Source organism: Micromonospora sp. NPDC000663 (assembly GCF_042898105.1).
GTDB lineage: Bacteria > Actinomycetota > Actinomycetes > Mycobacteriales > Micromonosporaceae > Micromonospora.
Genome location: NZ_JBIAYR010000009.1, coordinates 86,773 through 111,315 on the forward strand (window position 1 = coordinate 86,773; position 24,543 = coordinate 111,315).

The 24,543-nt window shown below is 70.7% G+C and carries 23 protein-coding genes and 1 pseudogene; 4 read left to right on the top strand and 20 right to left on the bottom strand.

Annotation, left to right across the window (positions count from 1 at the left end; all coding sequences use genetic code 11):
• Positions 1 to 9: 9 nt before the first annotated feature.
• Entirely contained in the window at positions 10 to 906 is an 897-nt protein-coding gene (locus ACFY1S_RS24625; protein ID WP_387122348.1) for a LysR family transcriptional regulator, read from the bottom strand.
• A 154-nt stretch (positions 907 to 1,060) separates the two neighbouring features.
• On the opposite strand from ACFY1S_RS24625, the gene ACFY1S_RS24630 reads away from it, so the two are divergent.
• The gene (locus ACFY1S_RS24630; protein WP_387122351.1) at positions 1,061 to 1,780 is read left to right on the top strand and encodes an SDR family oxidoreductase; all 720 of its coding nucleotides are present in this window, start codon (positions 1,061 to 1,063) and stop codon (positions 1,778 to 1,780) included.
• A 14-nt stretch (positions 1,781 to 1,794) separates the two neighbouring features.
• On the opposite strand, the gene ACFY1S_RS24635 is transcribed toward ACFY1S_RS24630, so the two are convergent.
• The 3 genes from ACFY1S_RS24635 to ACFY1S_RS24645 form a co-directional block, all read right to left on the bottom strand.
• A complete protein-coding gene (locus tag ACFY1S_RS24635; protein WP_387122354.1) occupies positions 1,795 to 2,253 on the bottom strand; it encodes an SRPBCC family protein in 459 nt (152 codons plus the stop codon).
• A 64-nt stretch (positions 2,254 to 2,317) separates the two neighbouring features.
• Positions 2,318 to 2,758, bottom strand: coding sequence for a VOC family protein (locus ACFY1S_RS24640; protein ID WP_387122357.1), 441 nt, complete (start codon positions 2,756 to 2,758; stop codon positions 2,318 to 2,320).
• 139 nt (positions 2,759 to 2,897) lie between these two features.
• A complete protein-coding gene (locus ACFY1S_RS24645; protein WP_387122360.1) occupies positions 2,898 to 3,398 on the bottom strand; it encodes a hypothetical protein in 501 nt (166 codons plus the stop codon).
• A gap of 181 nt (positions 3,399 to 3,579) precedes the next feature.
• Here ACFY1S_RS24645 and ACFY1S_RS24650 point away from each other — a divergent pair, with 181 nt between their 5' ends.
• Positions 3,580 to 4,326, top strand: coding sequence for a phosphotransferase family protein (locus ACFY1S_RS24650; RefSeq protein ID WP_387122362.1), 747 nt, complete (start codon positions 3,580 to 3,582; stop codon positions 4,324 to 4,326).
• Between the two features lie 279 nt (positions 4,327 to 4,605).
• On the opposite strand, the gene ACFY1S_RS24655 is transcribed toward ACFY1S_RS24650, so the two are convergent.
• Positions 4,606 to 5,097, bottom strand: coding sequence for a DinB family protein (locus ACFY1S_RS24655; RefSeq protein WP_387122365.1), 492 nt, complete (start codon positions 5,095 to 5,097; stop codon positions 4,606 to 4,608).
• A 57-nt stretch (positions 5,098 to 5,154) separates the two neighbouring features.
• A complete protein-coding gene (gene metH, locus ACFY1S_RS24660; RefSeq protein WP_387122634.1) occupies positions 5,155 to 8,658 on the bottom strand; it encodes a methionine synthase in 3,504 nt (1,167 codons plus the stop codon).
• A gap of 277 nt (positions 8,659 to 8,935) precedes the next feature.
• Here metH and ACFY1S_RS24665 point away from each other — a divergent pair, with 277 nt between their 5' ends.
• Both ACFY1S_RS24665 and ACFY1S_RS24670 read left to right on the top strand, forming a co-directional pair.
• Positions 8,936 to 9,805 (top strand): PAC2 family protein, encoded by an 870-nt coding sequence (locus tag ACFY1S_RS24665; RefSeq protein ID WP_139586737.1) that lies wholly within the window; start codon positions 8,936 to 8,938, stop codon positions 9,803 to 9,805.
• Positions 9,806 to 9,929: 124 nt separating this feature from the next.
• Complete coding sequence (locus tag ACFY1S_RS24670; protein ID WP_387122369.1) at positions 9,930 to 10,721, top strand: GntR family transcriptional regulator; 792 nt, start codon at positions 9,930 to 9,932, stop codon at positions 10,719 to 10,721.
• 328 nt (positions 10,722 to 11,049) lie between these two features.
• Here ACFY1S_RS24670 and mshC read toward each other — a convergent pair whose 3' ends face one another.
• From mshC to ACFY1S_RS24740, 14 genes and pseudogenes are all read right to left on the bottom strand, one after another.
• Complete coding sequence (mshC, locus tag ACFY1S_RS24675; RefSeq protein WP_387122372.1) at positions 11,050 to 12,288, bottom strand: cysteine--1-D-myo-inosityl 2-amino-2-deoxy-alpha-D-glucopyranoside ligase; 1,239 nt, start codon at positions 12,286 to 12,288, stop codon at positions 11,050 to 11,052.
• A 67-nt stretch (positions 12,289 to 12,355) separates the two neighbouring features.
• Positions 12,356 to 13,174: an SCO1664 family protein gene (locus ACFY1S_RS24680; protein ID WP_387122374.1), complete on the bottom strand. Its 819-nt coding sequence runs from the start codon at positions 13,172 to 13,174 to the stop codon at positions 12,356 to 12,358.
• Entirely contained in the window at positions 13,171 to 13,752 is a 582-nt protein-coding gene (locus ACFY1S_RS24685) for a DUF3090 domain-containing protein (protein WP_030332806.1), read from the bottom strand. The genes ACFY1S_RS24680 and ACFY1S_RS24685 overlap by 4 nt, the downstream gene beginning before the upstream one ends.
• Before the next feature lie 142 nt (positions 13,753 to 13,894).
• On the bottom strand, positions 13,895 to 14,599 hold the full coding sequence (locus ACFY1S_RS24690) for an MSMEG_4193 family putative phosphomutase (protein ID WP_364365493.1): 705 nt from the start codon (positions 14,597 to 14,599) through the stop codon (positions 13,895 to 13,897).
• Between the two features lie 66 nt (positions 14,600 to 14,665).
• Complete coding sequence (locus tag ACFY1S_RS24695) at positions 14,666 to 16,345, bottom strand: ammonium transporter (protein WP_387122378.1); 1,680 nt, start codon at positions 16,343 to 16,345, stop codon at positions 14,666 to 14,668.
• A 26-nt stretch (positions 16,346 to 16,371) separates the two neighbouring features.
• A complete protein-coding gene (yut, locus tag ACFY1S_RS24700; protein WP_387122381.1) occupies positions 16,372 to 17,397 on the bottom strand; it encodes an urea transporter in 1,026 nt (341 codons plus the stop codon).
• Between the two features lie 18 nt (positions 17,398 to 17,415).
• Positions 17,416 to 18,333 carry an urease accessory protein UreD gene (locus ACFY1S_RS24705; protein ID WP_387122384.1) on the bottom strand — a complete coding sequence of 306 codons (918 nt, stop codon included), beginning with the start codon at positions 18,331 to 18,333 and terminating at the stop codon, positions 17,416 to 17,418.
• Positions 18,330 to 18,959, bottom strand: a complete 630-nt coding sequence (ureG, locus tag ACFY1S_RS24710) for an urease accessory protein UreG (protein WP_387122386.1) — start codon at positions 18,957 to 18,959, stop codon at positions 18,330 to 18,332. The genes ACFY1S_RS24705 and ureG overlap by 4 nt, the downstream gene beginning before the upstream one ends.
• Before the next feature lie 54 nt (positions 18,960 to 19,013).
• Positions 19,014 to 19,691 (bottom strand): urease accessory protein UreF, encoded by a 678-nt coding sequence (locus ACFY1S_RS24715; RefSeq protein WP_387122390.1) that lies wholly within the window; start codon positions 19,689 to 19,691, stop codon positions 19,014 to 19,016.
• Positions 19,692 to 19,713: 22 nt separating this feature from the next.
• Positions 19,714 to 20,277 (bottom strand): urease accessory protein UreE, encoded by a 564-nt coding sequence (gene ureE / locus ACFY1S_RS24720; RefSeq protein WP_387122393.1) that lies wholly within the window; start codon positions 20,275 to 20,277, stop codon positions 19,714 to 19,716.
• 64 nt (positions 20,278 to 20,341) lie between these two features.
• Entirely contained in the window at positions 20,342 to 22,060 is a 1,719-nt protein-coding gene (locus ACFY1S_RS24725) for an urease subunit alpha (protein ID WP_387122396.1), read from the bottom strand.
• A 175-nt stretch (positions 22,061 to 22,235) separates the two neighbouring features.
• A pseudogene (locus tag ACFY1S_RS24730) lies at positions 22,236 to 22,571 on the bottom strand (urease subunit beta); the annotation flags it as partial.
• 30 nt (positions 22,572 to 22,601) lie between these two features.
• A complete protein-coding gene (locus tag ACFY1S_RS24735) occupies positions 22,602 to 22,904 on the bottom strand; it encodes an urease subunit gamma (protein WP_387122399.1) in 303 nt (100 codons plus the stop codon).
• A gap of 193 nt (positions 22,905 to 23,097) precedes the next feature.
• Complete coding sequence (locus ACFY1S_RS24740) at positions 23,098 to 24,543, bottom strand: sugar porter family MFS transporter (RefSeq protein ID WP_387122402.1); 1,446 nt, start codon at positions 24,541 to 24,543, stop codon at positions 23,098 to 23,100.

The window sequence follows — 24,543 nt, forward strand, 5'->3', positions numbered from 1 at the left end:
GCCCGGAGCCTAACCCCCGGACTCGCCCGGCGAGAGCCCCGCGGCCCGGGCCTGCCGGACGGCGATGGCCACGAACTCGTCCACCAGGGGCGACTGGTTGTCCTCTGACCACGCCAGGCAGACCTGGTTGTGCCCGAGGTCGGCGACGGGCACGTGCACGACGTCGGGCCTGGTGTAGAACGCCGCAGTCGACAGGGGCAGGATCGCCATCCCGGCGTACGCCGCGACGTGCTCCAACTTCTCCTCGACGGAGTTCAGCTCCGGCCGGGGACGGGGATCCGGGTCCGTCGGACGGTTCGGCAGGTCCCGCCATTCCGGCACCGCGTCCGGGTCCTGAAGGAGCCGTTCCTCGCCCAGGTCGGCGAGGTCGACCGACTCCTTGCCGGCCAGGCGGTGATCCCTGGGCAGGACCACGACGCGGGGTTCGGTGAACAGGGGACGGAGCCGAAGGCCGCGGTGGTCGACGGGGAGCCGTACGTAGCTGACGTCGGCCCGCCCTTCGCGGACCACCTCGACCTGGTCGTTCCAGGACGTGCGGACCACTGCGACGGACAGGTCGGGGTGCAGCCGGGCGATGGCCCGGGCCTCGGCGGTGACGATGAGGCCGGGCATGAACGCGATGGTGAACGTCGGCCGGCCGTGCGCGGCCCGGTGCACCCGCCGACGCAGCGCCTCGGCCGAGGCGAGCAAGGGTCGGGCGTCGACAAGCAGCTGGCGGCCCGCCTCGGTCAGCACGGTGGAGCGGCGGTCCCGCAGGAAGAGTTCGGCGCGCAGTTCGTGCTCCAGGGCCCGGATCTGGCGCGACAGAACCGGCTGGGCGATGCCCAGCCTCGTGGCCGCCCGCCCGAAGTGCAACTCCTCGGCCACCGCCACGAAGTAGCGGAGCTTGCGCAGATCCACGTCCATCCGGCCCCCGTCCGGTCGGTCCCACGATACTCGCGGGAGGCGGCCTCGGTGATGCTCAACGGGCATCACAGGAGGTGAAAGAGGTCTTGGACGCGGGGGTTGCGGACGGAGCACGGTGGTAGCCGTCTCCACCACACCTCGGAAGGACACGATCATGACCCTCACCGACAAGCGCGTCGTCCTGCTCGGCGGGACCTCGGGAATCGGGCTCGCCACCGCCTCGCTGGCGGCTCGCGAGGGCGCCCAGGTCGTCGTCGCCTCCCGCAACCAGCGCAGCGTCGACCGCGCCCTGGCGACCCTGCCGACAGGCACCCAGGGGTACGCCGCCGACCTCACCGACCCGGCCGACGTGGCCCGGCTGTTCGAGGGCCTCGGCCCGTTCGACCACCTCGTCTACACCGCGGGCGAACCCCTCGCGCTGATGTCCGTCGACGCCCTCGACCTCGCCGCGGCCCGTGCCGCCTTCGAACTGCGCTACTTCGGCTCCCTGGCGGCGGTCAACGCGGCACTGCCGTACCTGCGGCCCGGCGGCTCGATCACCCTCACCACCGGCACCGCCAACCACCGGCCGAGCACCGGCTGGTCGGTGGCGGCAAGCATCACCGGAGCGATCGACGCGCTGGTCCGTGCCCTCGCCGTCGAACTCGCCCCGATCCGGGTCAACGCCGTCTCCGCCGGCGTGATCCGCTCACCGCTGTGGGACTCGCTGCCCGGGGAGACCCGGGAGCAGATGTACGCCCAGCTCAGCGAGTCGCTGCCACTCGGCCGGGTCGGCGAGCCTGACGAGGTCGCCGAGGCGTTCGGCTACCTGCTGCGGGCGACCTACGCCACCGGCACCGTGGTGACAGTCGACGGCGGCACACTGATTTCCTGACTCCGCGACGGCGGCTACAACCGCATCCTCTGCCAGTTACGGAACACGAATCGGTGCACCGATTTCAGCCCGACCCACAGGGCCGGATAGAGAGCCGCCCGGCCGAACCCGCTGACTGTCACCGTCGTGGTCCTGGTGACCTGTGTGCCGCTCCCCGCCGGGACCAGCTCGAACAGATCCCCGAGCCGGTCCACGAAGCGGTGGAAGCCAAGGTCCGTCGACTCCATGTGGAACGCCAACCGGGTCGGTGGCTCCCACGTCGTGATCCGCTGCCGCACCACGCCCTGTTCCGAGACGCACTGCCGGGCGGCGCCCACCTCGCCGGGGCCGTCCGGCAGGCGGCACGTCGTCGGCCGAGGGGTGCCCAGGTAGAACACCGGACACCGGGGTCGAAGTTCGAGGCGCGAGTCGCACAACGCCGGCCACAGCACCTCGGGCGGGTGGGGCATCGTCCAGCGCGTCCGCACCATCATGCCTGTCACGGTAGTCCGGTTGCCGACTGTGCGCGGCCCCGTGAACGGTCGACGTGGGCAGCCCTCAGCGAATCTGTTCGGCCAGTCCGACGATGATGCCCTCGGGGCCCCGGACGTAGCAGAGCCGGAAGATGTCCTCGTACCGCTCCAGGGCGCCGACGAGTTCGGCGCCGTGCGCCCGCAGCCGCGCGATGACGTCCTCGATGTCGTCGACGGCGAACATGACGCGGCGGATGCCCAGCGTGTTCGCCGGCGCGTCCCTCGGCTCGGGGCTGATCGCCCTCGGCGTCTGGAACATGGCCAGCTCGACCTTGCCGTGGCCGTCCGGGGTCCGCAGCATCGCGACCTCTTGGCGGACGTCGTCGATCCCGATGACCCGCTCCACCCACCGCCCCTCGACCGGCCCTCGGCCCTCCACCTCCATGCCGAGCGCGACGAAGAACGCGATGACAGCGTCGAGGTCCTCGACGACGATGAGGACGTTGTCCATCCGCTGGATCGCCATGCTGGATCTCCTTGTCCGGTACGACCACCGTGGCCGAATCCACCCCTGGGACGGAGTCCGCACCCCGTTCTCGACATCCGTTCACCCACAACGCGGCCCGGCCACATGGTAGGTGGCCGGGCTTTGTCGTTTCGGGAGATCACGCCGCTCGCCACCGTTTTCTGGAGTCCGTAGCGGTGGTCGTGCACACCATCGGCTTACCGGTCTTCGTCACGCCACGCGCGCCCTGCCTGGAGCAGAACGCCCCTGGACGCACTGTCGGAACAGACGGCGGTTTCGGTTTCGCGGTGGTCGGCTTCGGCTTCGGCTTACTGATCGTCGGCTTGGCGGCCGGCCGGGACGGCGGCTTGCTGCTGGTGCGCTGCGGAGCAGGTGTCGGGCTCAGCACGGACGCTGGAGTTGGGGACGCCAGCGCACTCGGTGTGGCGCTGACGCCGGCGGCGGCGGTCGCGCTCTCGACGAGACGATCGCCGGCCGCCGGGGCGGTCGCTGTGGCCGCCGCGACGGGCTTCTTGTCGCCGTTGTCATCGGTGAGCGCCCCAATAGTGCCGACACCGCAGCACAGTAAGACGCAGATAGCCGCGGCGATACCGACGGCACCGGCATTCCCGATCTTCTTCTTACCGGAATAGGTGGTCACCCACCGGAGTCTGCGGGACGACGATTGCGCGGAGACACCACTGATCGGGGGCAGTTGGACCCCGACGAAACGGGGGTGGGCCACCGCAGGATCGCCGTCGACGCCCGATTGTCGACGGTCACCGGCCGGCCGTCCGCAAACTCCGGCGACATCGACTGCCATCCCAGCCACGATGGCCGGTATGGACGAGGTGGAAGTCGTCGTCGCCCACAGCCAGCGCGTGACGCTGCGCGTCGGTGACGTGTTCCTGAAGGTCGACGGCGACCCGGCGCACGCCGACGTCGAGGCGCGGGCGATGGCCATGGCGCCGGTCCCGACCCCGGCGGTCCTGTGGCGCGAGCCGCCCGTACTCGCGATCGCCGCCGTACCCGGCACGGCACTCGGCGTCCTCGGCGAACCGTCGGCCGCGTCGCCGGCGGCCTGGGCCGCGGCGGGTGCCGCCATACGGAGACTGCACGATGCGCCGTTGCCGCCGTGGCCGGGGCGCAGGCTCGACGACGTGGCGACGGAACTCGACAGCGAGTGCGGGTGGCTGCTCGCCAACGCCGTCCTGCCCGCCGAGGTGGTCCGGCGCAACCGCGAGATCGCCGAGGCCGCGCTCCGGCCATGGAAACCCGTGTTCATCCACGGCGACCTGCAGATCACCCACGTCTTCGTCGACGGCGACGAGGTCACCGGCGTCATCGACTGGTCCGAGGCCGCCCCCGGTGACGCGATGTTCGACCTCGCCACCCTGACGCTCGGGCACGAGGAACGCCTGGACGACCTGCTCGCCGGCTACGGCGCCGACGCGGACCGGGACGTGATCCGCGCCTGGTGGTCACTGCGCAGCCTGGTGGCGTCGCGGTGGCTGATCGAGCACGGCTTCGATCCGGACGCGCCGGGGTGCGAGTTCGACGTGCTCAGATCCCGGATGCGGGAGCCGTGAGGTCGACCCCGCCACCGACAGCCCCTGGTCGCGCCACGGTGATCACCGCACCCCGACAGGATGCTGCGAGCTGAAGACCCGCTTGGGGCCACGCCGCCCGAGGGCGTGAGGACATCGCTCAGGCCCGCCAACAGCGAGGGCAGTCGCGTGAGGGCCCGGGGCCGTCGGGGACGGACCGGAAGCCATTGACGGCCTGAGGCGGCATGACCATGATCCAGCGGCCTTCCGGACGACCGGAGGTACGGGTGATCGCCCATCCGCCCGTCATGTGGGCGTTGATCAGCGTGGCCCCAGCCCGGTGCGCCCGTCGATGAGCTCGCGCACGACGTCCAGGTGACCGGCGTGCCGGGCCGTCTCCTCGATGACGTGCAGGACGATCCGCCGCAGGTCGGTGGTCTGCGACGCCAGCGGCTCCTCCGGGTGCCGGGCCGCCCGGGCCGCCGCCAACGAAGCCCCGGCGATGATCGCGTCCGAGATCCGGCACTGGTCACTGTAGAAACCGAAGACCTGCGCCGGCGATCGAGACGTGATCAGCGGGGTGTTGTCGTCCGGCCAGGGCAACGGCTCGGCCACGCCACGAAAGACCTCCTGGAACCAGTGGCGCTCGGCGTACCCGAGGTGCTCCACCAGCCCGAGCGGCGACCACCCGGACGGCAGGACCGACTTTCGCAGCGAGTTCTCATCCAGGTCGGCCAGGATGGCGCGGACGCTGGCGCGCTGACACGCGAGGAACTCACACAGCGCGGCCTTCTCCGTATCGGTCGTCAGCACGCCGGCAGCGTAACGGCCGACACCGACAGTCCGCGCGGCAGCGGGCCTCGGCTCCCGTCACTTGGCGTTGAAGTAGCTGGCCTCCGGGTGGTGGACCACGATGGCGTCGGTGGCCTGCTCCGGCATGAGCTGGAACTCCTCGGACAGCTCGACCCCGATCCGCTCCGACCCGAGCAGCTCCACGATCTTCGCCCGGTCCTCCAGGTCCGGGCAGGCCGGGTAGCCGAACGCGTACCGGCATCCCCGGTAGTCGTTGCGCAGCAGGCCGGCCAGGTCCGTCGGGTCGTCGTGGCCCAGCGGACGACCGTCGGGCAGGGTCAGCTCCGAGCGGATGCGCCGGTGCCAGTACTCGGCGAGCGCCTCGGTGAGCTGCACGGAGAGGCCGTGCACCTCCAGGTAGTCGCGGTACTCGTTGCGGGCGAACAGCTTCGCCGCGTACTCGCTGACCGGCTGGCCGACGGTGACCAGTTGCAATGCGACCACGTCGAGCTGGTCGCTGCCCTTGGGCTTGAAGAAGTCCGCCAGGCAGAGCCGCCGCTCCTGGCGCTGGCGGGGGAACGAGAACCGGGCGCGCTCCGCGTGCCCGTTCTCGTCGAGCACCACCAGGTCGTTGCCTTCGGAGTACGCGGGGAAGTAGCCGTACACCACGGCTGCCTCAAGGACCTGGTCGGCGATCAGCCGGTCCAGCCAGTACCGCAGGCGCGGGCGACCCTCGGTCTCGACCAGTTCGTCGTAGGAGGGTCCGTTGCCGCCCCGCGCGCCGTTGAGCCCCCACTGTCCACGGAAGGTGGCCCGCTCGTCGAGCAGCGCCGCGTAGTCGGCCATCGGCACACCCTTGACCACCCGGGTGCCGAAGAACGGCGGGGTGGGCACCTCCACGTCGGCGGCCACATTGGAGCGGACGGAGGAGTCGTGCAGCTCCGGCAGCGACTCGGTGACCATCGTCCGCTGCCGCTCCCGGCGGGCCCGGCGAGCCGCGAGGGCCGCCTCCCGTTCGGGGTCGATCACCGGCGCGCCACCGCGCTTGGCGATCATCACCTTGTCCATCAGGGACAGACCCTCGAACGCGTCCCGCGCGTAGTGCACCTGCCCGGGGAACATCGACCGCAGGTCGTCCTCGACGTACGCCCGGGTCAGGGCCGCCCCGCCCAGCAGGACCGGCCACCGGTCGGCGACCCCGCGGGTGGCCATCTCGGCGAGGTTCTCCTTCATGATGACAGTGCTCTTGACCAGCAGCCCGGACATGCCGATCGCGTCGGCGCGGTGCTGCTCGGCGGCGTCCAGGATGGCGCTGATCGGCTGCTTGATGCCGATGTTCACGACCTCGTAGCCGTTGTTGGACAGGATGATGTCGACCAGGTTCTTGCCGATGTCGTGCACGTCGCCGCGCACGGTGGCCAGCACGATGCGGCCCTTACCGCCGTCCTCCGTGGCTTCCATGTGCGGCTCCAGGTACGCCACGGCGGTCTTCATCACCTCGGCGGACTGGAGCACGAACGGCAGTTGCATCTGGCCGGAGCCGAACAGCTCCCCGACGACCTTCATGCCGTCCAGCAGGATGTCGTTGATGATCGACAGCGGGGTCCGGCCGCCGGCCATCGCCTCGTCCAAGTCGGCCTCCAGGCCGTTACGCTCACCGTCGATGATCCGCCGCTTGAGCCGCTCGTCCAGCGGCAGCGCCGCCAACTCCTGCGCCCGGCTGGCCCGGGCACTTGTCACGTCGACGCCCTCGAACAGCTCCAGGAACCGCTGCACCGGGTCGTACCCCTCCCGGCGCCTGTCGTAGACGAGGTCCAGGGCGACCTCGCGCTGCTCGTCGGGGATCTTCGACATCGGCAGGATCTTGCTGGCGTGCACGATCGCGGACGTCAGACCGGCCTGCACGCACTCGTGCAGGAACACCGAGTTGAGCACCTGCCGGGCCGCCGGGTTGAGCCCGAACGAGATGTTCGAGATGCCGAGCGTGAAGTTGACGCCCGGGTAGCGGCTGGCGATCTCCCGGATCGCCTCGATCGTCTCGATGCCGTCGCGGCGGGTCTCCTCCTGCCCGGTGGCGATCGGGAACGTCAACGCGTCGATGAGGATGTCCGAGCGGTCCATACCCCACCGGCCGGTCAGGTCGTCGATCAGCCGCGCCGCGACCCGGACCTTCCACTCCCGCGTCCGGGCCTGCCCCTCCTCGTCGATGAGCAGCGCCACCACCGCCGCGCCGTGCTCCCGGACGATCGGCATCACCCGGGCGTAGCGGGATTCGGGGCCGTCGCCGTCCTCGAAGTTCACCGAGTTGACCACGCACCGGCCGCCGAGCATCTCCAGGCCGGCCTCGACGACGGCCGGCTCGGTGGAGTCCAGCATGATCGGCAACGTGGACGCGGTGGCGAACCGACCGGCCAGCTCCCGCATGTCCTGCGTGCCGTCGCGGCCCACGTAGTCCACGCACAGGTCGAGCAGGTGGGAGCCGTCGCGGGCCTGGCTGCGGGCGATCTCCACGCAGGCCCGCCAGTCGGCGGCGAGCATCGCCTCCCGGAACGCCTTGGAACCGTTGGCGTTGGTGCGCTCGCCCACCATCAGCACCGACGCGTCCTGCGCGAAGGGCACCGGGTGGTACACCGACGAGACACCCGCCTCGTGCCGGGGCTCCCGCGCCGGGGCGACGGCGCCGTGCAGCCGCTCGGCCAGCACCCTGATGTGCTCCGGGGTGGTGCCGCAGCAGCCGCCGACCAGCCCCACCCCGTACTCGGTGACGAAGCGCTCCAGGGCCTCGGCCAGCTCCACGGGAGTCAACGGGAAGTACGCCCCGTCGGCCGTCAGCACCGGCAGGCCGGCGTTCGGCATCACCGACAACGGGACGCGGGAGTGCTGCGAGAGGTAGCGCAGGTGCTCGCTCATCTCCGCCGGGCCGGTGGAGCAGTTCAGCCCGATGAGGTCCACGCCGAGCGGCTCGATGGCCGCGAGGGCCGCGCCGATCTCGCTGCCCACCAGCATGGTGCCGGTGGTCTCCATCGCCACATGGCAGATGATCGACACCTGCTGGCCCAGCTCGGTCATCGCCCGCTTCGACCCGACCATGGCCGCCTTGACCTGGAGCAGATCCTGGGAGGTCTCGATGATCAGGGCGTCCGCGCCGCCGACGATCAGACCGGCGGCGTTCTCCTGGTACGCGTCGCGCAGGGTCGCGTAGTCGGCGTGCCCGAGGGTGGGCAGCTTCGTGCCCGGCCCGATCGAGCCCAGCACGAACCGGGGCCGCTGCGCGGTGCTCGCCGCGTCGGCGGCCTCTCGGGCGATGCGGGCGCCCGCCTCGGACAATTCCCGGATGCGGTGCGGGATGTCGTACTCGCCGAGATTGGCCAGGTTGGCGCCGAAGGTGTTGGTCTCCACGCAGTCCGCGCCCGCGGCCAGGTAGGCGTCGTGCACCCCGCGCACCACGTCCGGACGGGTGACGTTGAGGACCTCGACGCACCCCTCGAGGCCGTCGAAGTCGTCGAGGGTGAGGTCCGCAGCGTGCAACATCGTGCCCATCGCCCCGTCGGCGATGAGGATCCGGTCGGCCAGCGCATCCATCAACGAGTTCCGCACCCGTTCAGGTTAGTGCGGCACCCGTCGTACCCAGCGACCCTCGGCACCCGATCCCATATTGTGTCAGCGGGATCACGCTGTCCGGTTCGTCGGTGTATGACCGGTTGCCGGCGGGCCCGACCGGCGCGGCCGACGGGCCGGGCACCCGCTCGGCACGTAGGCTGGCGGACGTGAAGGACAACAGGGACGCCACTGTGCACCACGGCCCGACGACCGGGCGTGGTCCCGGGGACGGCCGCGACGAGCAGGGTGAGGTGACGGCGTGACCGAGTTCGACGGACTGCCGGTGCTGCGGTCCCCGGTGGCCATCGCCGCGTTCGAGGGGTGGAACGACGCCGCCGACGCGTCCACGGCGGCCGTCGAGCACCTGGAGCAGGTGTGGCAGGCCCGGCAGATCACCGAACTGGACCCGGAGGAGTTCTACGACTTCCAGGTCAGCCGACCCACAATCACCATGGCCGACGGGGAGACCCGCCGGGTGGAGTGGCCGACGACCCGGTTCATGGTGGCCAGCCCGGAGGGCACCGAACGGGACGTGGTGCTGATCCGGGGCATCGAGCCGAGCATGCGCTGGCGCACGTTCTGCGAGCAGGTGCTGGAGATCTGCCACAGCCTCGAGGTCGAACGGGTGGTGCTGCTCGGCGCGTTGCTGGCCGACGTGCCGTACACCCGGCCGTTGCCGATCAGCGGCAGCGCCTCCGACGCGCAGGCCGCCGAGCGCTACCAGCTCACCCCCACCCGCTACGACGGGCCGACAGGCATCGTCGGGGTGCTGCACGACGCGTGCACCCGCGCCGAGGTGGACGCCGTCTCGTTCTGGGTGCACGTGCCGCACTACGCCAACAACCCGCCCTGCCCGAAGGCCACTCTCGCCCTGCTGCACCGCGTCGAGGAGGTCGTCGACCTGCCGGTGCCGATGGCCGACCTGGCCGAGGAGTCCGCCGAGTGGGAGCAGCGCGTGCGCAGCGCCGCCGAGCAGGACGCCGAGCTGGGCGAGTACGTGCGCGAGCTGGAGGAACGGGTCGGAGACGAGGGCATCACCCCGTTGACAGGTGACGAGATCGCCCAGGAGTTCGAGAAGTACCTGCGCCGCCGGGGCGGTTCGGCGGGCCCCACCGCCGGCTCCTGGTAACACTGATTCGCCTGCGGGCCCCTGGACCTTTCTGGTCCGGGGGCCCGTTTTTCGCGTGTCGCGGGTGGCGCCGTCACACCCTCTACGGCATCCTAGGAACCTAGATGTGATCAAGGAGGCGGGTGTGCAGATCAACCCCGGCGCTGCCGAGTTTCCCCACCGGCAGATCGCCGCGCAGCTCAAGGCCCAGGTCCGCCGCGGCGACTGGGGGCCCGGCGAACGGCTCCCCTCCATCCCGGCCATCGCCGAGATGTTCGGCGTCGCCAAGCAGACCGTGCAACGCGCCGTCGACCAACTGCGGGTCGAGGGCATCCTGATCACCAAACCCGGCTCCGGTACGTACGTCCGCGGCACCCGGCGCCGACTCAACCGCCTCTCCCGAGGCCGGTACGGCGGCTTCCGCGGCTACCACACCGACCTGGCCGCCCGGTACCGCCAACAACTCGTCTCGGTCGGCCGCTCCCCCGCACCCGCCGAGGTCGCCGACGCGTTCGGCGTGCCCGACGGCACCGACCTGCTCTGCCGCCGGCACCTCGTGCGCACCGACGACTCCCCCGTCGAGGTGGGCGCGTCCTGGTTCCTGCCCCGCGACACCGCCGGCACCCCGCTGGAGCGCGCCGAGGCGTTCGGCCGGCCCCTCTACCAGGAGGCCGAGGAGGCCACCGGCCGGCGGTACGTCTCGGCCACCGACACGATAAGCGCCCGCCAACCCAGCCGGGAGGAGGCCGAAACCCTCCAGATCCGGCCCGACACCCCGGTGCTGCACCTGCTGCACGTCGCGTACGACGAGCACCGCAAGCCGATCGAGGTCGCCCAGGCCACCTGGCCCGGCCCCATGACCACCCTCACCGAGGAGTACAAGATCCCCGGACCGACCCCGGACCCGGAACCCGACCCCGGCCTGGTCCTGGGCTGACCCACCCCTCGGTCAACGGGCTGCGCAGCAGACCGGCGGCGGAGGGCGGGGTTGGTGGCTGCGCCCTGTCGAGCTGCCCCACGTTCGGGGCAGAGCTGCTCGGACGATCGCGTCCGCGGCCACCCGAAGATGATCCGGGACGGCTCGACCGCAGACCGCATCAGCACCTGGGCGCCCGCCCCCACCGCCCCATATCCGGGGCAGCTCGACAGGGCACAGTACAGCTACGCCGACCCGGTCGGGGAAGTTCCCGCGCCACGGGCCGCAGAACTGCGGCCACGGGTCGGGCCGGCGGGCAGCGAGCACCGCCGGGGCCGGGGCGCGGGGGTCAGAGGCGGATGCCCAAGAGGGCGTCGACCGTGGCGGCGAAGAGTGCGGGTGCTTCGGGATCATCCGTGGCGCCGGACAGGGTCGCCTCGGCCCAGCGGTCGGCGACCGCCAGCGCACCGGGTGTGTCCAGGTCGTCGGCCAGTCGTTCGCGTACCTCGGCCAGTAGCGCGGTCCCGGACGGCCCGGCGGGCGCGGCGGCGGCCCGCCGCCAGCGGTCCAGCCGCTCCCGCGCGGCGGTGAGCAGCTCGTCGGTCCACGTGCGGTCGCTGCGGTAGTGCCCCGACATCAGCGCCAGGCGGATCGCCATCGGGTCGACCCGGTCCGCGCGGAGCCGGGAGACGAAGACCAGGTTGCCGCGGGACTTGGACATCTTCTCGCCGTCCAGGCCGATCATCCCGGCGTGCACGTAGTGCTCGGCGAACGGCGCCTGACCGGTCAACCGCTCGGCGTGCGCCGCGGACGCCTCGTGGTGCGGGAACAGCAGGTCGTTGCCGCCGCCCTGCACGTCGATCCGGTCGCCGAGCAGGTTCAGGGCGATCACCGCGCACTCGATGTGCCAGCCGGGGCGGCCCTCGCCCAGCTCCCCGCCCGGCCAGGACGGCTCGCCCTCGCGGGCGCCACGCCACAGCAGCGGATCGAGGGGGTCGCGCTTGCCGGCCCGGTCCGGGTCGCCGCCGCGCTCCGGGAAGATCTCCAGCATCTGCTCGCGGGTCAGGTTGGACTCGTAGCCGTACCGGCCGGTGGCGGAGATGTCGAAGTAGACGTCGCCGGTGCCGTCGTCGAGGCGGTAGGCGGCGCCGTCCTTGAGCAGCATCTCGACCTTGTCGACGATGTCCGGGATCGACTCCACCGCGCCCACGTAATGCTCCGGCGGGATGATTCGCAGCGCCTCCATGTCCTCCCGGAACAACGCCGTCTCCCGCATCGCCAGGACCACCCAGTCCTCGCCGTCGCGGGCGGCGCGCTCCAGCAGCGGGTCGTCGATGTCGGTGACGTTCTGCACGTAGCGCACCGGACGGCCGGCGTCGCGCCACATCCGCTGCACCAGATCGAACGTGATCATGGTGGCGGCGTGGCCGAGGTGGGTGGCGTCGTACGGGGTGATGCCGCAGACGTACATGCTGCCCGCGTCGGCCGGCACACTCGGCTCGACCGTCTGCCGCGCCGAGTCGTACAACGCCAACGGCTCGCCCCTGCCCGGCAGCCGTGGCACCTCATGTCCCGCCCAAGACTCCATGGCCTCAGCCTAGCCAGCCCCACGACGACCCCGGGTCGCCGCACGGGTGATCAAGATGACAGCGGTGTCACATCGGGGGCCAGGGGATCGCCGGCCAGTCCTCCGGCGGCTGCGGGAAGCGACAGGTGGCGCGCAGGTTGTCCACGCGGGCGGCCAGCTCGGCGACCTCGCTGATCGTCAGGTGATCGGCCAGCTCCGCGCCGAGCGCCCCGGACAACTGCCCGGCGAGCCCGTCGAGCATCTCCACGGCGTCCGGCGGCAACTGCCTGCCGGCCCAGCCCCAGAGCACCGTGCGTAGCTTGTCCTCCACGTGGAAGCACACCCCGTGGTCCACGCCGTAGATCCGGTCGTCGTCGCCGACGAGCACGTGGCCGCCCTTGCGGTCCGCGTTGTTGATCACCGCGTCGAGGACGGCGAGTCGGGCCAGCCGCGGGTCGTCGGCGTGGGCGAGGGCGTACTCGGCGCCGTCGTCGTCCCGTGCCGCGGCGATCGGGAACCAGCGCGGCGGCAGTTCGCCGGCGGGCAGGAACCCCACGAGCGGCTCGGCGTCCTGCGGCTCGTCGATCCACAGCTGGCAGGAGCCGGGGCCGAACGGGCCGTCGCGCAACACGGTCGGCGGCACCAGATCCCAGCCGGTGGCCCGGGAGACCAGGTACGCCGACACCTCCCGGCCGGCGAGGGTGCCGTCGGGAAAGTCCCACAGCGGGCGCTCCCCGCGCACCGGCTTGTAGACGCAGCGGGCCGTGGCGCCGTCGAGCGTCAGGATGCCGCGCAGCGTCGTGTTCGACGCGTCGACCAGCCGACCCTCCAGGTCGAGCACGCCGTCCCGCAGCAGCCGCAGCGCGGCGTCGCCGTCCTGGCGAGGCTGGAGGCCGGACGAGGTCACCGGTGGTAACCGTTGTGCCGCGGGCAGAGGTGCCCGGCGGGATCCAACGGCTGGCCGCACAGCGGGCACGGCGGCCGGCCCGCGTTCACCACGCGTCGCGCCCGCTCGATGAACTGGCGGGTCGCCTGCGGGGTGAGTCGGACCCGGAGCCGGTCCAGGTCCTCGTCCGGCTCGTCGTCGTCCTCGTCGTCCTCGTCGTCGTCCTCGTCGCCCAGCTCGACCTCGGGCTCGACCTCGCCCGCCGCGATCGCCTCGATCACCACTGTCGCGGTGTCGACGTCGAAGGCCAGCCCGAGCGTCCCGACCCGGAACTCCTCGTCGACCGGAGTGTCCAGCGGCTCGTTGTCGCCGATCACCGGCGCCAGCTCGGGCAGGTCCACCCCGAAGCGACGCTGCGCCTCGGTGAGCAGCTCCTCCAGCTTCTCGGCGAGCAGGGAAACCTGGACCTTCTCCAGCGCGACGCTGACCAGCCTGCCGCCGCCGCGGGCCTGGAGGAAGAACGTGCGCTCCCCCGGCGGCCCGACGGTCCCGGCGACGAACCGCTCCGGCGGTTCGAAGGCGTGCACCTGGTGGGTCATACCCACGACCCTATCCGGCCCGCCAGGGCGCCGCGCACCCCACCGACCCGAATCGCCGCGGCGGCGGCGCGCCCGGCGTACCAGGGGTCGCGGCCGGGCGTGGCGGCGACCGGGGAGCTGCGGCGGGGCGTCGTGACGCGGCTCACCGGGAGGCACCTGCCCCGCCGCCGACGGCCGCGTCCGAGTCGGCGCCGCGGGCCGCCCGCCGGCGCCGCTTGCGCGGCGGCGGCACCAGCGCGGCCAGGTCGCCGCCCGTGTCGTTGAGCCGGACGAGGAACGGCCGCAGCGGCGTGAACCGGATCGCGGTCACCGACGCCGGGTCGGCCACGATCCGCTGGAAAAGATCCAGGTGTACGCCGAGGGCGTCCGCCACGATCGCCTTGATCACGTCGCCGTGGCTGCACGCCAGCCAGACCGCCTCGGGCCCGTGCTCGGCGCTGACCCGGGCGTCCCACGAGCGCACCGCCGCCACGGCCCGTGCCGCCATCGCCGCCATCGCCTCGCCGTCGGGGAACACCGCCGCGCTCGGGTGCTGCTGGACCACCGGCCAGAGCGGCTCCTTGGCCAGCTTCTTGAGCGGCTGCCCCTCCCAGGTGCCGTAGCCGCACTCGATCAGCCCCTCCTCCACCACCGGAGTGGCCTGCGGGAGGGCCAGCTCCAACGTCTGCCGGCAGCGGATCAGCGGGCTGGTCACCACCGCCGCGAGCGGCACCGCCCGCAGGCGCTCGCCCACGGCGGTCGCCTGGGCCCGGCCCGTGTCGTCCAGCTCGACGGGCTGACGGCCGGCCAGCCCGCCGTCGGCGTTCGCGGTGGTCCGGCCGTGTCGCAGAAGCAGAAGGGTCGCCACGGGATCACCCTATGACCTGCCCCCGACCACGGGTGCCGCCGGCAGGCGCGAACCTCGCGCGGCAGGTCACCTGACGTCCGTGGCCGGCTGGACGTCCTGCACAAAACTGTCCGAGCGGTCGGCGCCGTACCCGTCCAGCACGTCGAGCACCGCGGGCACCGCCCCCTGGCGTACGACCACCTCGATCCGGGCGCGGTCCAGCAGGTCCTGGTCCTGCCAGTAGCCCCGGGGCAGCGCCCGGGCCGCCGGCTCGGCGGTGGAGACGGTGGCGTCGAAGACGACGATGGAGGTGGCGCCCGCGCCGAGCAGGGCCTCGCGCAGCTCCCGGGTGGTCGGCAGCCGCGCCGGGTCCACCGTGGCGGTGACCAGCCGGGCCGGCGAGGCGGGCTGGCCGGGAGGGTTGGTCCCAGCGGGTCGGGGGGCGGGGCGGTCGCCGCCGGTCCGGCGGCGGCGCTCGGGCGCGCCGGTGCCGTTGAGGGCCGCGACGCCGCCCAGGTGGTAGGCGTCGGCGCCCTGCTGGGCGTGGTCGAGGTCGTCCTGCGTGTCGGCGGGGGCGCGGAGCCCGAGGACCGCCTGCACGGCGGCGGCGATCAGCCAGCTGAGCACGAACGAGAAGGCCACCACGACCACCACACCGACGATCTGGTGCCACAGCAGCGATCCGCCGCCACCGAAGAAGAGCCCGTCCTTGCCCAGCGGGTTGGTGCCGCTGTTGCCGAAGAACCCGACCAGCAGCGAGCCCAGCATGCCGCCGACGAAGTGCACGGCGAGGACGTCGAGCGCGTCGTCGAGCCGCAGCAGATACTTCAGGCGCAGGGCGGTGTGGCAGACGAGGCCGGCGATCGCGCCGATGGCGATGGCGGAGAGCGTGTTGACGTACCCGGCGGCCGGGGTGACCGTCGCGAGGCCCGCGACGGCGCCGGAGACGCCGCCCACGACGGTGCTGTGGCCGTCCTTCGCCCGCTCGGCGACCAGCCAGACGAGCATGCCGGCGGCCGCCGCGAGGTGAGTGTTGATCACCGCCTGGGCGGCGATGCCGTTGGCCTGGAGGCCGTCGCCGCCGTTGAAGCCGAACCACCCGAACCAGAGGATGCCCGCCCCGAGGATGGTCAGCGGGATGGAGTTGGGCGGAGCGGCGGTGTGCGGCCAGCCCCGGCGACGGCCGACGACGAGCAGGACGGCCAGGACGGCGGCGCCCGCCGAGGCGTGCACCACCATGCCGCCGGCCCAGTCCTGGGTGCCGAAGCGGGCCAGCCAACCGTCCGGGTGCCAGAGCCAGTGGGCGATCGGCGCGTAGACCACGATCGACCACACGGCCAGGAACACCACCCAGCCGAGGAACTTCAGCCGGCCGGCCGTGGCGCCGGTGACCAGCGCGGGCGTGATCACCGCGAACATCATCTGGTACGCCACGAACGCCAGGGTGGGAACCGTCACCTGGCCGGCGACGACGTGCAGGTGCGGAGCGGGCGGCACCCCGAGATTGCTGAGTCCGAAGAGTTCGAAGTTGCCCAGCAGGCCACTGCCGGCGTCGTCGCCGAAGGCGATGGTGTAGCCCACCAGCACCCAGGTCAGGCTCACGACGCCCAACGCGATCATGTTCTGCTGCAGCATGGCGAGCACGTTTCGGGTGCGGACCATCCCGCCGTAGAAGGCGGCCAGGCCCGGCGTCATGAACAGCACCAGGCCTGTGCAGACGAGCACCCAGGCGGTGTCGCCGGAGTTGACCGCTTGCTGAGCGAGCATGGGAACTCACCTCTTTCTCGGTACGGTCAGACGGAGTGCTTCACCGTCGAGACGACGGTCTCCCTGGCGCGTTCGTGGTTGGGTATCGGCGCGAAGTGCCGCTTGGGCAGCAGCAGCAGCCAGGTGGCGAGGTTGAACGGTCCGGTCAGGACGGGGATGGCCAGCGGGGTGAGCACGGTGGCGAGGGCCATCTGCACGAACAGCGTCAGGGCGATGCCGAAGAGGGTGTAGAGGGTCACCAGCGCGCCGGGGCGGTGCAGCACCGCGCCCACCGCGATCGCCGTCAACACCGCGTTGAAACCGAACAGGCCCTTGTCCAGCGAGGCCGCGTCGGCGCCGAACCAGAGCGCCAGCAGGGTCGCCACGACGCTGCCGAGCACCGCGAAGAGCGCCGACCAGCGGGAGTTGACAAGTAGCGCGACCAGGAGGATCAACCCGGTGACCCAGCTGTCGATGAGGAAGACCTGGGACACGCCGCGCAGGAAGGTGGGGATCAGGTCCCAGTCGAAGCGGCCACCGGTCAGCTGCCCCTCGCCGGGAAACATCGGCTTGAGGTTGGTAAGCACCGTCAAGCGGTCGAACTGGTACGCGGCCAGCAGCAGCACCCAGGTGGTCAGCACGAACGGCATGGTGAACGCGGTCAGGCCCCAGGTCTTGAAGACGGCGTTCAGGGCCAGGGTGACCACGGTCGTGCCGATCGCGCCGAGCACCAGGTAGAGCCACATCAGCGGCCGGTGGTCGAGGAACGTCGGCACGGCGAGGCCGGTCAGGATCGGGCTGAAGCCGAACAGTCCCTTGCGCAGGGACGGCTCGTCCACCCGCAGGGCGAGCGCCGTGGCGGTGCCGACGAGCAGGCCGACGACGCCTCCCCCGAAGACCCGTGGCTGCCCGTTCTCGATGGCCCCCCAGGCGACCGCGACAAGGACCAGCAGGCCGGTGAGCGGGTTGTTCTGAAGGACGACCTGCGCCGGCCCGCGCAGGCAGGCGTCGATGAACCCGATAAACGGGTTGCCGTCAGCCAGCCTGTCCCACCTGTTCGCCACTGCGGTCACGGACGTCTCCTCGCCGAATCAGCGCCAGCTGAACGCCGGCGGGAAGGTCCGGCCGGTCGCCTCTTCGCGGGCGGCCACGCAGAAGGCGCGTACCGCGGCGCGGACCGGTTCGGTCTCCTGCCCCAGGATCTTGAAGATGAGCCCGGCATCGTTCGGCAGTCGACTGACGGCGCTGGCCAGGGGGGTCTGCTCGTCCCAGAGGGGCGTCGACGTCCGATCGAAGACCCTCGCCGCGCACTCGGGGCTGGTGAGCAGCACGACGTTGCCGAAGATGTGGAAGCGGTCCATGACACCGACCCGCGCCACGCCGAACTCCTTCGGGGACACCACGAACTTCTCCACGAACAGCGCCTGGCCGTCGGGACGCTCCGCCCGCAGGGCGCTGGAGAAGAGGTCGTACGCGAAGAGTTCGCCGTCGCGGTAGTACTTGCGGCCGGGTTGCAGGACCTCGGCGTAGAGCATGGTGGCGCTCTCGGCGAGCCGGACCCGGGTGTCGGTGACGAACCGGCTGGCCCGGTACGGGATCACCGGCTCCGGGAGGTACTCGAGGTAGGTCTCCTCGGCAAGGGTGAACGTCTGGACCTGCGAGCCGTAGTTCGCGTCCATCTCCTGGATCTTGGTGGCGGACTGGGTGACCAGGTGCGCCCGGCTGCCGGGGGCCAGACTGACGTCCATCCGCAGGCGGTCGCCCTGGAGCACACCGCCGGAGGTGGTGAGGATCATGACGCAGGGCAGCTCGGGCATCTCCTCGTCCCAGTAGAGCGCCCGTTGCACCAGCAGCGGTGACTGCCGGTAGAGGTCGCGCAGGATCGTCCGGTCCCCCCGCCGCTCGAACCCGAGGCGAAGGATGCCGACCTTGCCGTTGGACGCCGCGGGTAGCTGGGCCGGTTGGTCCTGGTACGGCGCCAGCTCCCGGGCAGTGTCCAGTGAGATCATGCGACCACTTCGGCGTCGAAGAGCGCGTTGCGGCGGACCAGCGAGACCAGCTCGTCGACGCCCTCGCCGGTCTTGCAGTTGGTGAAGACGACGGGCTTGCCGTTGCGCATCAGCTCCGCGTCGCGGGCCATGACGTCGAGGTCGGCGTCCACGTAGGGCGCCAGATCCGTCTTGTTGATCACGAGGATGTCGGACTTGGAGATGCCCGGCCCGTTCTTACGCGGGATCTTGTCGCCGGCGGCCACGTCGATGACGTAGATGAAGAAGTCGACAAGGGCCGGGCTGAAGGTCAGGGTGAGGTTGTCGCCGCCGCTCTCGATGAGCACCACGTCGCTGTCCGGGAACCGGGACTCCATGTCCTCCACGGCGGCGAGGTTCATGCTCGGGTCCTCCCGCACGGCCGTGTGCGGGCAGGCCCCGGTCTCCACCCCGATGATGCGCTCCTCGACCAGGACGCCGGTGAGCGCCCGCCGGACGTGCTTCGCGTCCTCCGTGGTGACCACGTCGTTCGTGATCACCAGAATTCGCAGCCCGTTCTCCACGAGTCGTGGCACGACCGCCTCGATGATCGCGGTCTTGCCACTGCCCACCGGGCCGCCCACTCCGATACGACTTGCCGACTTCATGATGTGACCTGTCCTTCTGGGAGACGGTTGAGGTTCAGGGAGATGGGGGCGCGCTCAACTCATGAACATCCGCACGTGGATGTGCTGGTGCGCGGCGGCCAGGACGTCGAGGTGCGGTCCGAAGGTCTGCATGTCGTCCAGGTCCGCCGTGCGGATGTCGCGGTAGTCGTCGGCGACCCTCTCGTTGACCGCGAAGAGGATCGACTGCGCGTCGAGATGGTCGATCCGCATCAGCCGGACCGCGGCGCTGAGCACCGTCGACGCCGCGCCGTACTGGTGGGCCGCGAAGGCGTCCTCCTCGGGCACCCCGAGGTCGGCGAAGACCACCCCGAGCGCCACCGGATAGGTGACAGGCGTGCCGCTCGTCGATTCGCCGAGTCGCTTCTTGAGCAGCGTCTCACCGACGATGCGGGTGGCCGCCTCGGCGAGCTTGCGCCCCATCCGCGCGGACATTGTCCGCAACTCTTCGTTGATCTTGCGCTGGTGGACCGCCTCGTCGGCGCGGCGGATCCGGTCGAGGTCCCCGAGCCGTGCGGCCCGGTGCCCGGCGAGCAGGGCGACACCGTCCCCGGTGGCGGCCAGCCGGGTGACCGTCCGGACGTAGTCCTGAAGGGTCGCCCGGTCGTCGACGACGCCGTGCTCGACGGCCATCTCCAGGCCGTTGGAGAAGGAGAAGGCGCCGACCGGGAAGACCGAGTCACCGAACTGCAGGAGCCGTAGGGTCTCGGCCATCGTGCGCACCTCCGGCCCCGCTTCAGTTGAGGTCGGCGGGGAGGTGGGAGTGCGGGGTCGAGTCGGCGCCACCGAACAGCCGCCGCGACTCGTGCGGCGCGAGGTACGCGATGACCTCGGTGCCCGGGACGAACTCGTGGGTGATGCCGGTGAACGCGTGGGTGCGCATCACCGAGTCCATGACCTTGCGGTCCACGGTCAGCGGCACGTACATCTTGGTGCCCTTCACCACGGCCGGCCAGTGTTGGTTGCCGATGGCGTGACCGAGTTCGACGGCCGAGCGGATCAGCAGCTCGGCCGACTCGCCGCGCAACTGGTCGAGGTGGACCACCATCACCTCGCCCAGCTGCACCCGCGCCACCACCGCCGTGGCCGTCAGGTCGTCCCACGCCAGAACGTCGCCGTCGCGCAGGCGTACGCCCCGCGCGAGCGCGACGGACAGCTCCGCCCCGGAGCTGGTCATCTTGCGGATGCGGCTCTTCTGGGCGTCCCACTGGTCCAGGACCAGGTCGTCGATGCGCGCTTGCTTGAGTCGGAGCGTCCAGTCCGGCTCGTTCATGTTGCCCAGCACCGTCTCGACGAGCACGGGCCTCTCCTCTCGGGTTCGTGTGTGCCGGGACCGGGCCACGTACGCCACCGTCCCGGCCGTGTCAGCTGAAGAAGTAGAGCTGGGTCATCGGCAGGTTGCGGGCCGCCGGAACTGTCGCGTGGACGCCGTCCATCTTCACGGCGAAGGTCTCCGGATCGACTTCGAGCTGGGGAGTCCGGTCGTTGCGCACCATGTCCCGCTTGGTCAGGTTGCGGCACCGGTAGACCGGCATGACCCGCCGTTGCAGGCCCAACTGCTCGGCGATGCCGCACTCGTGAGCTGCCCTCGACACGAACGTCACGCAGTTCCTGGCGAGCTGGGATCCGGATGCGCCGAACGCCTCCCGGTAGTAGACCGGCTGCGGTGTGGGCAGCGAGGCGTTCGGGTCGCCCATGATGGACCAGGCGATCATGCCGCCCTTGAGGACCATCTTGGGCTTCACGCCGAAGAAGGCGGGCTCCCAGAGCACCAGGTCGGCGAGTTTGCCCGGGGCGATCGAACCGATGACGTGCGAGACGCCCTGGGTGATGGCCGGGTTGATGGTCATCTTCGCCACGTACCGCAGCACCCGGAAGTTGTCGTTGCTGTCGGAGTCCTCGGCGAGCTTGCCCCGGACGGTCTTCATCTGACCGGCGAGTTGGATCGTGCGAAGCCAGGTCTCGCCGATGCGGCCCATGGCCTGGGAGTCGCTCTGCATCATCGAGATCACGCCCTCGTCGAGCAGGACGTCCTCGGCCGCGATCGTCTCGGTACGGATCCGGCTCTCCACGAAGGCCACGTCCGAGGGGACCTTCGGGTTGAAGTTGTGGCAGACCATGATCATGTCGTACAGCTCGGACTGGCTGTTGATGCCGTAGGGCACGGTCGGCGTGGTCGAGGCGGGCAGCACGTTCATCAGGCCGGCGAGCTTGATGATGTCCGGCGCGTGGCCGCCGCCGGCGCCCTCGGTGTGGAAGCTGTGCACGGTCCGCCCCTCGAAGGCGGCGATCGAGTCCTCGATGTAGCCGCTCTCGTTGAGCGTGTCGGTGTGCACGCTGACCTGCACGTCGAACTCGTCGGCGATGGCCAGACAGGTCCGGAGCACCGCGGGCGGTGCCCCCCAGTCCTCGTGGATCTTGAAACTCGGGACCCCGGCCATGATCTGCTCCACCAGAGGGGCCCGTCCGCTGCTGTTGCCCTTGCCCAGGATGCCCACGTTGATCGGCACGCTCTCGAACGCGCGCATCATGTTCTGGATGTTCCACGGCCCGGGCGTGATGGTGACGCCGTTGCTGCTGTCGGTGGGGCCGGTGCCGCCACCCCAGAGGGTGGTCACCCCGTTGCTCAGCGCCGCATACGCCTGCGAGGGGGTGAGCAGGTGGACGTGGGCGTCGATGCCTCCGGCGGTCAGGATCAGATGCTCGCCGGAGATCGCGTCGGTGCCCGGCCCAGTCACCAGTCCCGGGGTCACCCCGTCCATGATGTTCGGGTTACCGGCCTTTCCGACACCGACGATCATTCCGTCCTTGATGCCGACGTCCGCCTTGACCACACCCAGCAGCGCATCGAGAACTGTGACGTTGGTGATGACCAGGTCCACCACCCCCTCCGCGCTGGTGGCCTGGCTGGCGCTGCCCATGCCGTCCCGCAGGGTCTTGCCCCCGCCGTACATCACCTCGTCGCCGAGGACACGCAGGTCCTTCTCGATCTCGATGTAGAGGTCGGTGTCACCCAAGCGGATCTGGTCGCCCGTCGTGGGGCCGTACATTCCGGCGTACTCTTGCCGCGAAATCTGGCTCATCGAATCATCTCTCCTGCCCGAGGCTGGCAGCCCTTCGGGGATAGTCGATCTACTGCTTCTTGCCCTTGGGGTTGTCCTGCTGCTCCGGGTCGAACTTGAAGCCGCGGGTCTTGGCGTTGTGGATCGCCTCGGTCCGGTCCGGCCGGTAGCTCGGCGCCGACTGGCTGCCGGTCCATCCCTGCACCAGTCCGTTGAACCCGTACACCCGCTGCTGTCCACCGAAGGGGACGAGCTGCACCGTCTTCTTGTCGCCCGGCTCGAAGCGGATGGATGTCGTCGCCGGAATGTTCAACCGCTTGCCGAAGGCCGCATCGCGGTCGAACGCGAGCATCCGGTTGGTCTCGAAGAAATGGAAGTGCGAGCCGACCTGGATGGGCCGGTCACCGGTGTTCTGGACGACGATCTCCGTCACCGGCCGGCCCTCGTTCAACTCCAGCGGCTGGTCGCTGAGGATGTAGCCGCCGATGGGTCGAAGGTGCTTGGAGTTGGGGCCGGGATGCTGCTTGGTCATTTCTGCTCCGCCTTCCTGGAGAGCCGCGGGCTACTGGATCGGTGAGTGCACGGTGACCAGTCGCGAGCCGTCGGTGAACACCGCCTCGACCTGGAGCATGGGCAGCATGTCCGGCACGCCCGGCATCACGTCGTCGACGCCCAGGACGTTGCGGGAGTCGTTCATGACCTCTTCGACGGTCTTGCCCTCCCGGGCGCCCTCAAGGGCGGCGGCACAGATCACCGCGACAGCCTCGGGGTGGTTCAGCTTGATCCCCCGTGCCTTGCGGGCGTTGGCGACCATGGCCATCGAGAGGATCGTCAGCTTGTCGAATTCCTTCGGTGTCAGATGCACTGTGCTGGTCCTTCGCGACTGTGGAGCGGGAGCCACCCGCCAGGGGCTTCCGTGAGACCACGGCCAGAAGCCGGCAAAAGCGGATGATATGGCTATAAGCCGTTGTCGGGGCCTTACCTCGCAAACCGTACGCTCGCCACCTGCGCGGGGAGTCAGAAACCGCAAAGTGACGGCAGCAACCGACAGCCGACCCTCACCGGGGTTCGCCGTCCGCGCGGTGCGGATGCCGGGCGCGGCTGTCGGACTGCCACATCTGCTGGATCTGCTCGAGGGTCTTGCCCTTGGTCTCCGGCAGGTAGCGCCAGACGAACAGGAACCCGAGCACACAGGTGCCGGCGAACAACGCGAACACGCCCGAGCGCCCCAGGGCACTGAGCATGGTCAGGAAGAACTGCGTGACGAGGTACTCGGTGCCCCAGTGGGTCGCGGAGGCCACCGCCACGCAGCGGCCCCGGATGCGGCCCGGAAATATCTCGTTGATCACGGTCCACGCGGTCGGGCCGATCGACATCGCGTAGAACGCCACGAACATGACCACACCGATCAGCAGGAAGATGCCCGCGTCGCTGGGGTGGTGCCCCGCCGCCCCTGCCGACCCGACTCCCAGCGGCATCTTCGCGAAGCTGACGCTCACCACCACGAGCGAGATCGCCATGCCGAGCAGCCCGACCAGCAGCAGCGGACGGCGGCCGAGCCGATCCAGGAAGGCGACCGCGACAAGCGTGAACAGCGAGTCGACCCCGCCGATCGCCCAGGTGGTCGCGGCCAACTGCTCGCCCGGGGTGTGAAAGCCGGCGGCCGAGAAGATCGGGTCGGCGTAGTAGATGATCCCGTTGATGCCTGTCAACTGCTGGAACAGGGCCAGACCCACCCCGAGCACCAACGGACGTCGCCACTCGTGGGAGAGCACCTCCCGCCAGCCCGCCTTCCCTGCCGAGAGGCTCTTGTCGATGGCGTCCATCCGGTGGCAGACCTTCTGCTCCGGCACGGTCGCCCGCAGCGACGCCTCGGCCCGGCGCTTGTCCCCCCGCCCGAAATACCAGACGGCCGAGTCGGGGATCACGGTGGTGACCAGGGCGAGGGCCACCCCCAGCAGCGCGGCTGCCGCCAGCAGGTAACGCCACGAGTCGCCCGCCTCGAACAGTTCGTCGGCGAGATAGCCGATGAAGATCGCGAACGTGGTGGAGAACTGGTAGATCGCCAGGAGGCTGCCCCGGATCCGTTCCGGCGCGGCCTCCGCCGCGTACATCGGGCCGGCGACCGAGGCCACTCCGATACCGAGGCCCAAGATCAACCGGGCACCGAACATGACTCCCATCACCGGCGCGAACGCCTGGACGATCGTGCCCGCCGCGAACGTCATGGCGGCGACCCGCAGCGCCCCCCGGCGACCGATCCGGTCCGCGAGGTGACCGCCGAGCAGCGCGCCCACCAGCGCCCCCGGGGTCACCCAACTAGCCGCGATCTCGACGGCGAAGGTGTCCGCGTGGAAGGTCTGGCGGATGTCGCGCAGCGCCCCGCTGATGACGCCCTGGTCGTAGCCGAAGAAGGCGCCGGAGAGCACGACGATCGAGACGACCGCGACGAGGTTGCGTCTCGGCGGCCTCCCCCGCCCGCGCCTCGCGCCGCTGGCGGTCAC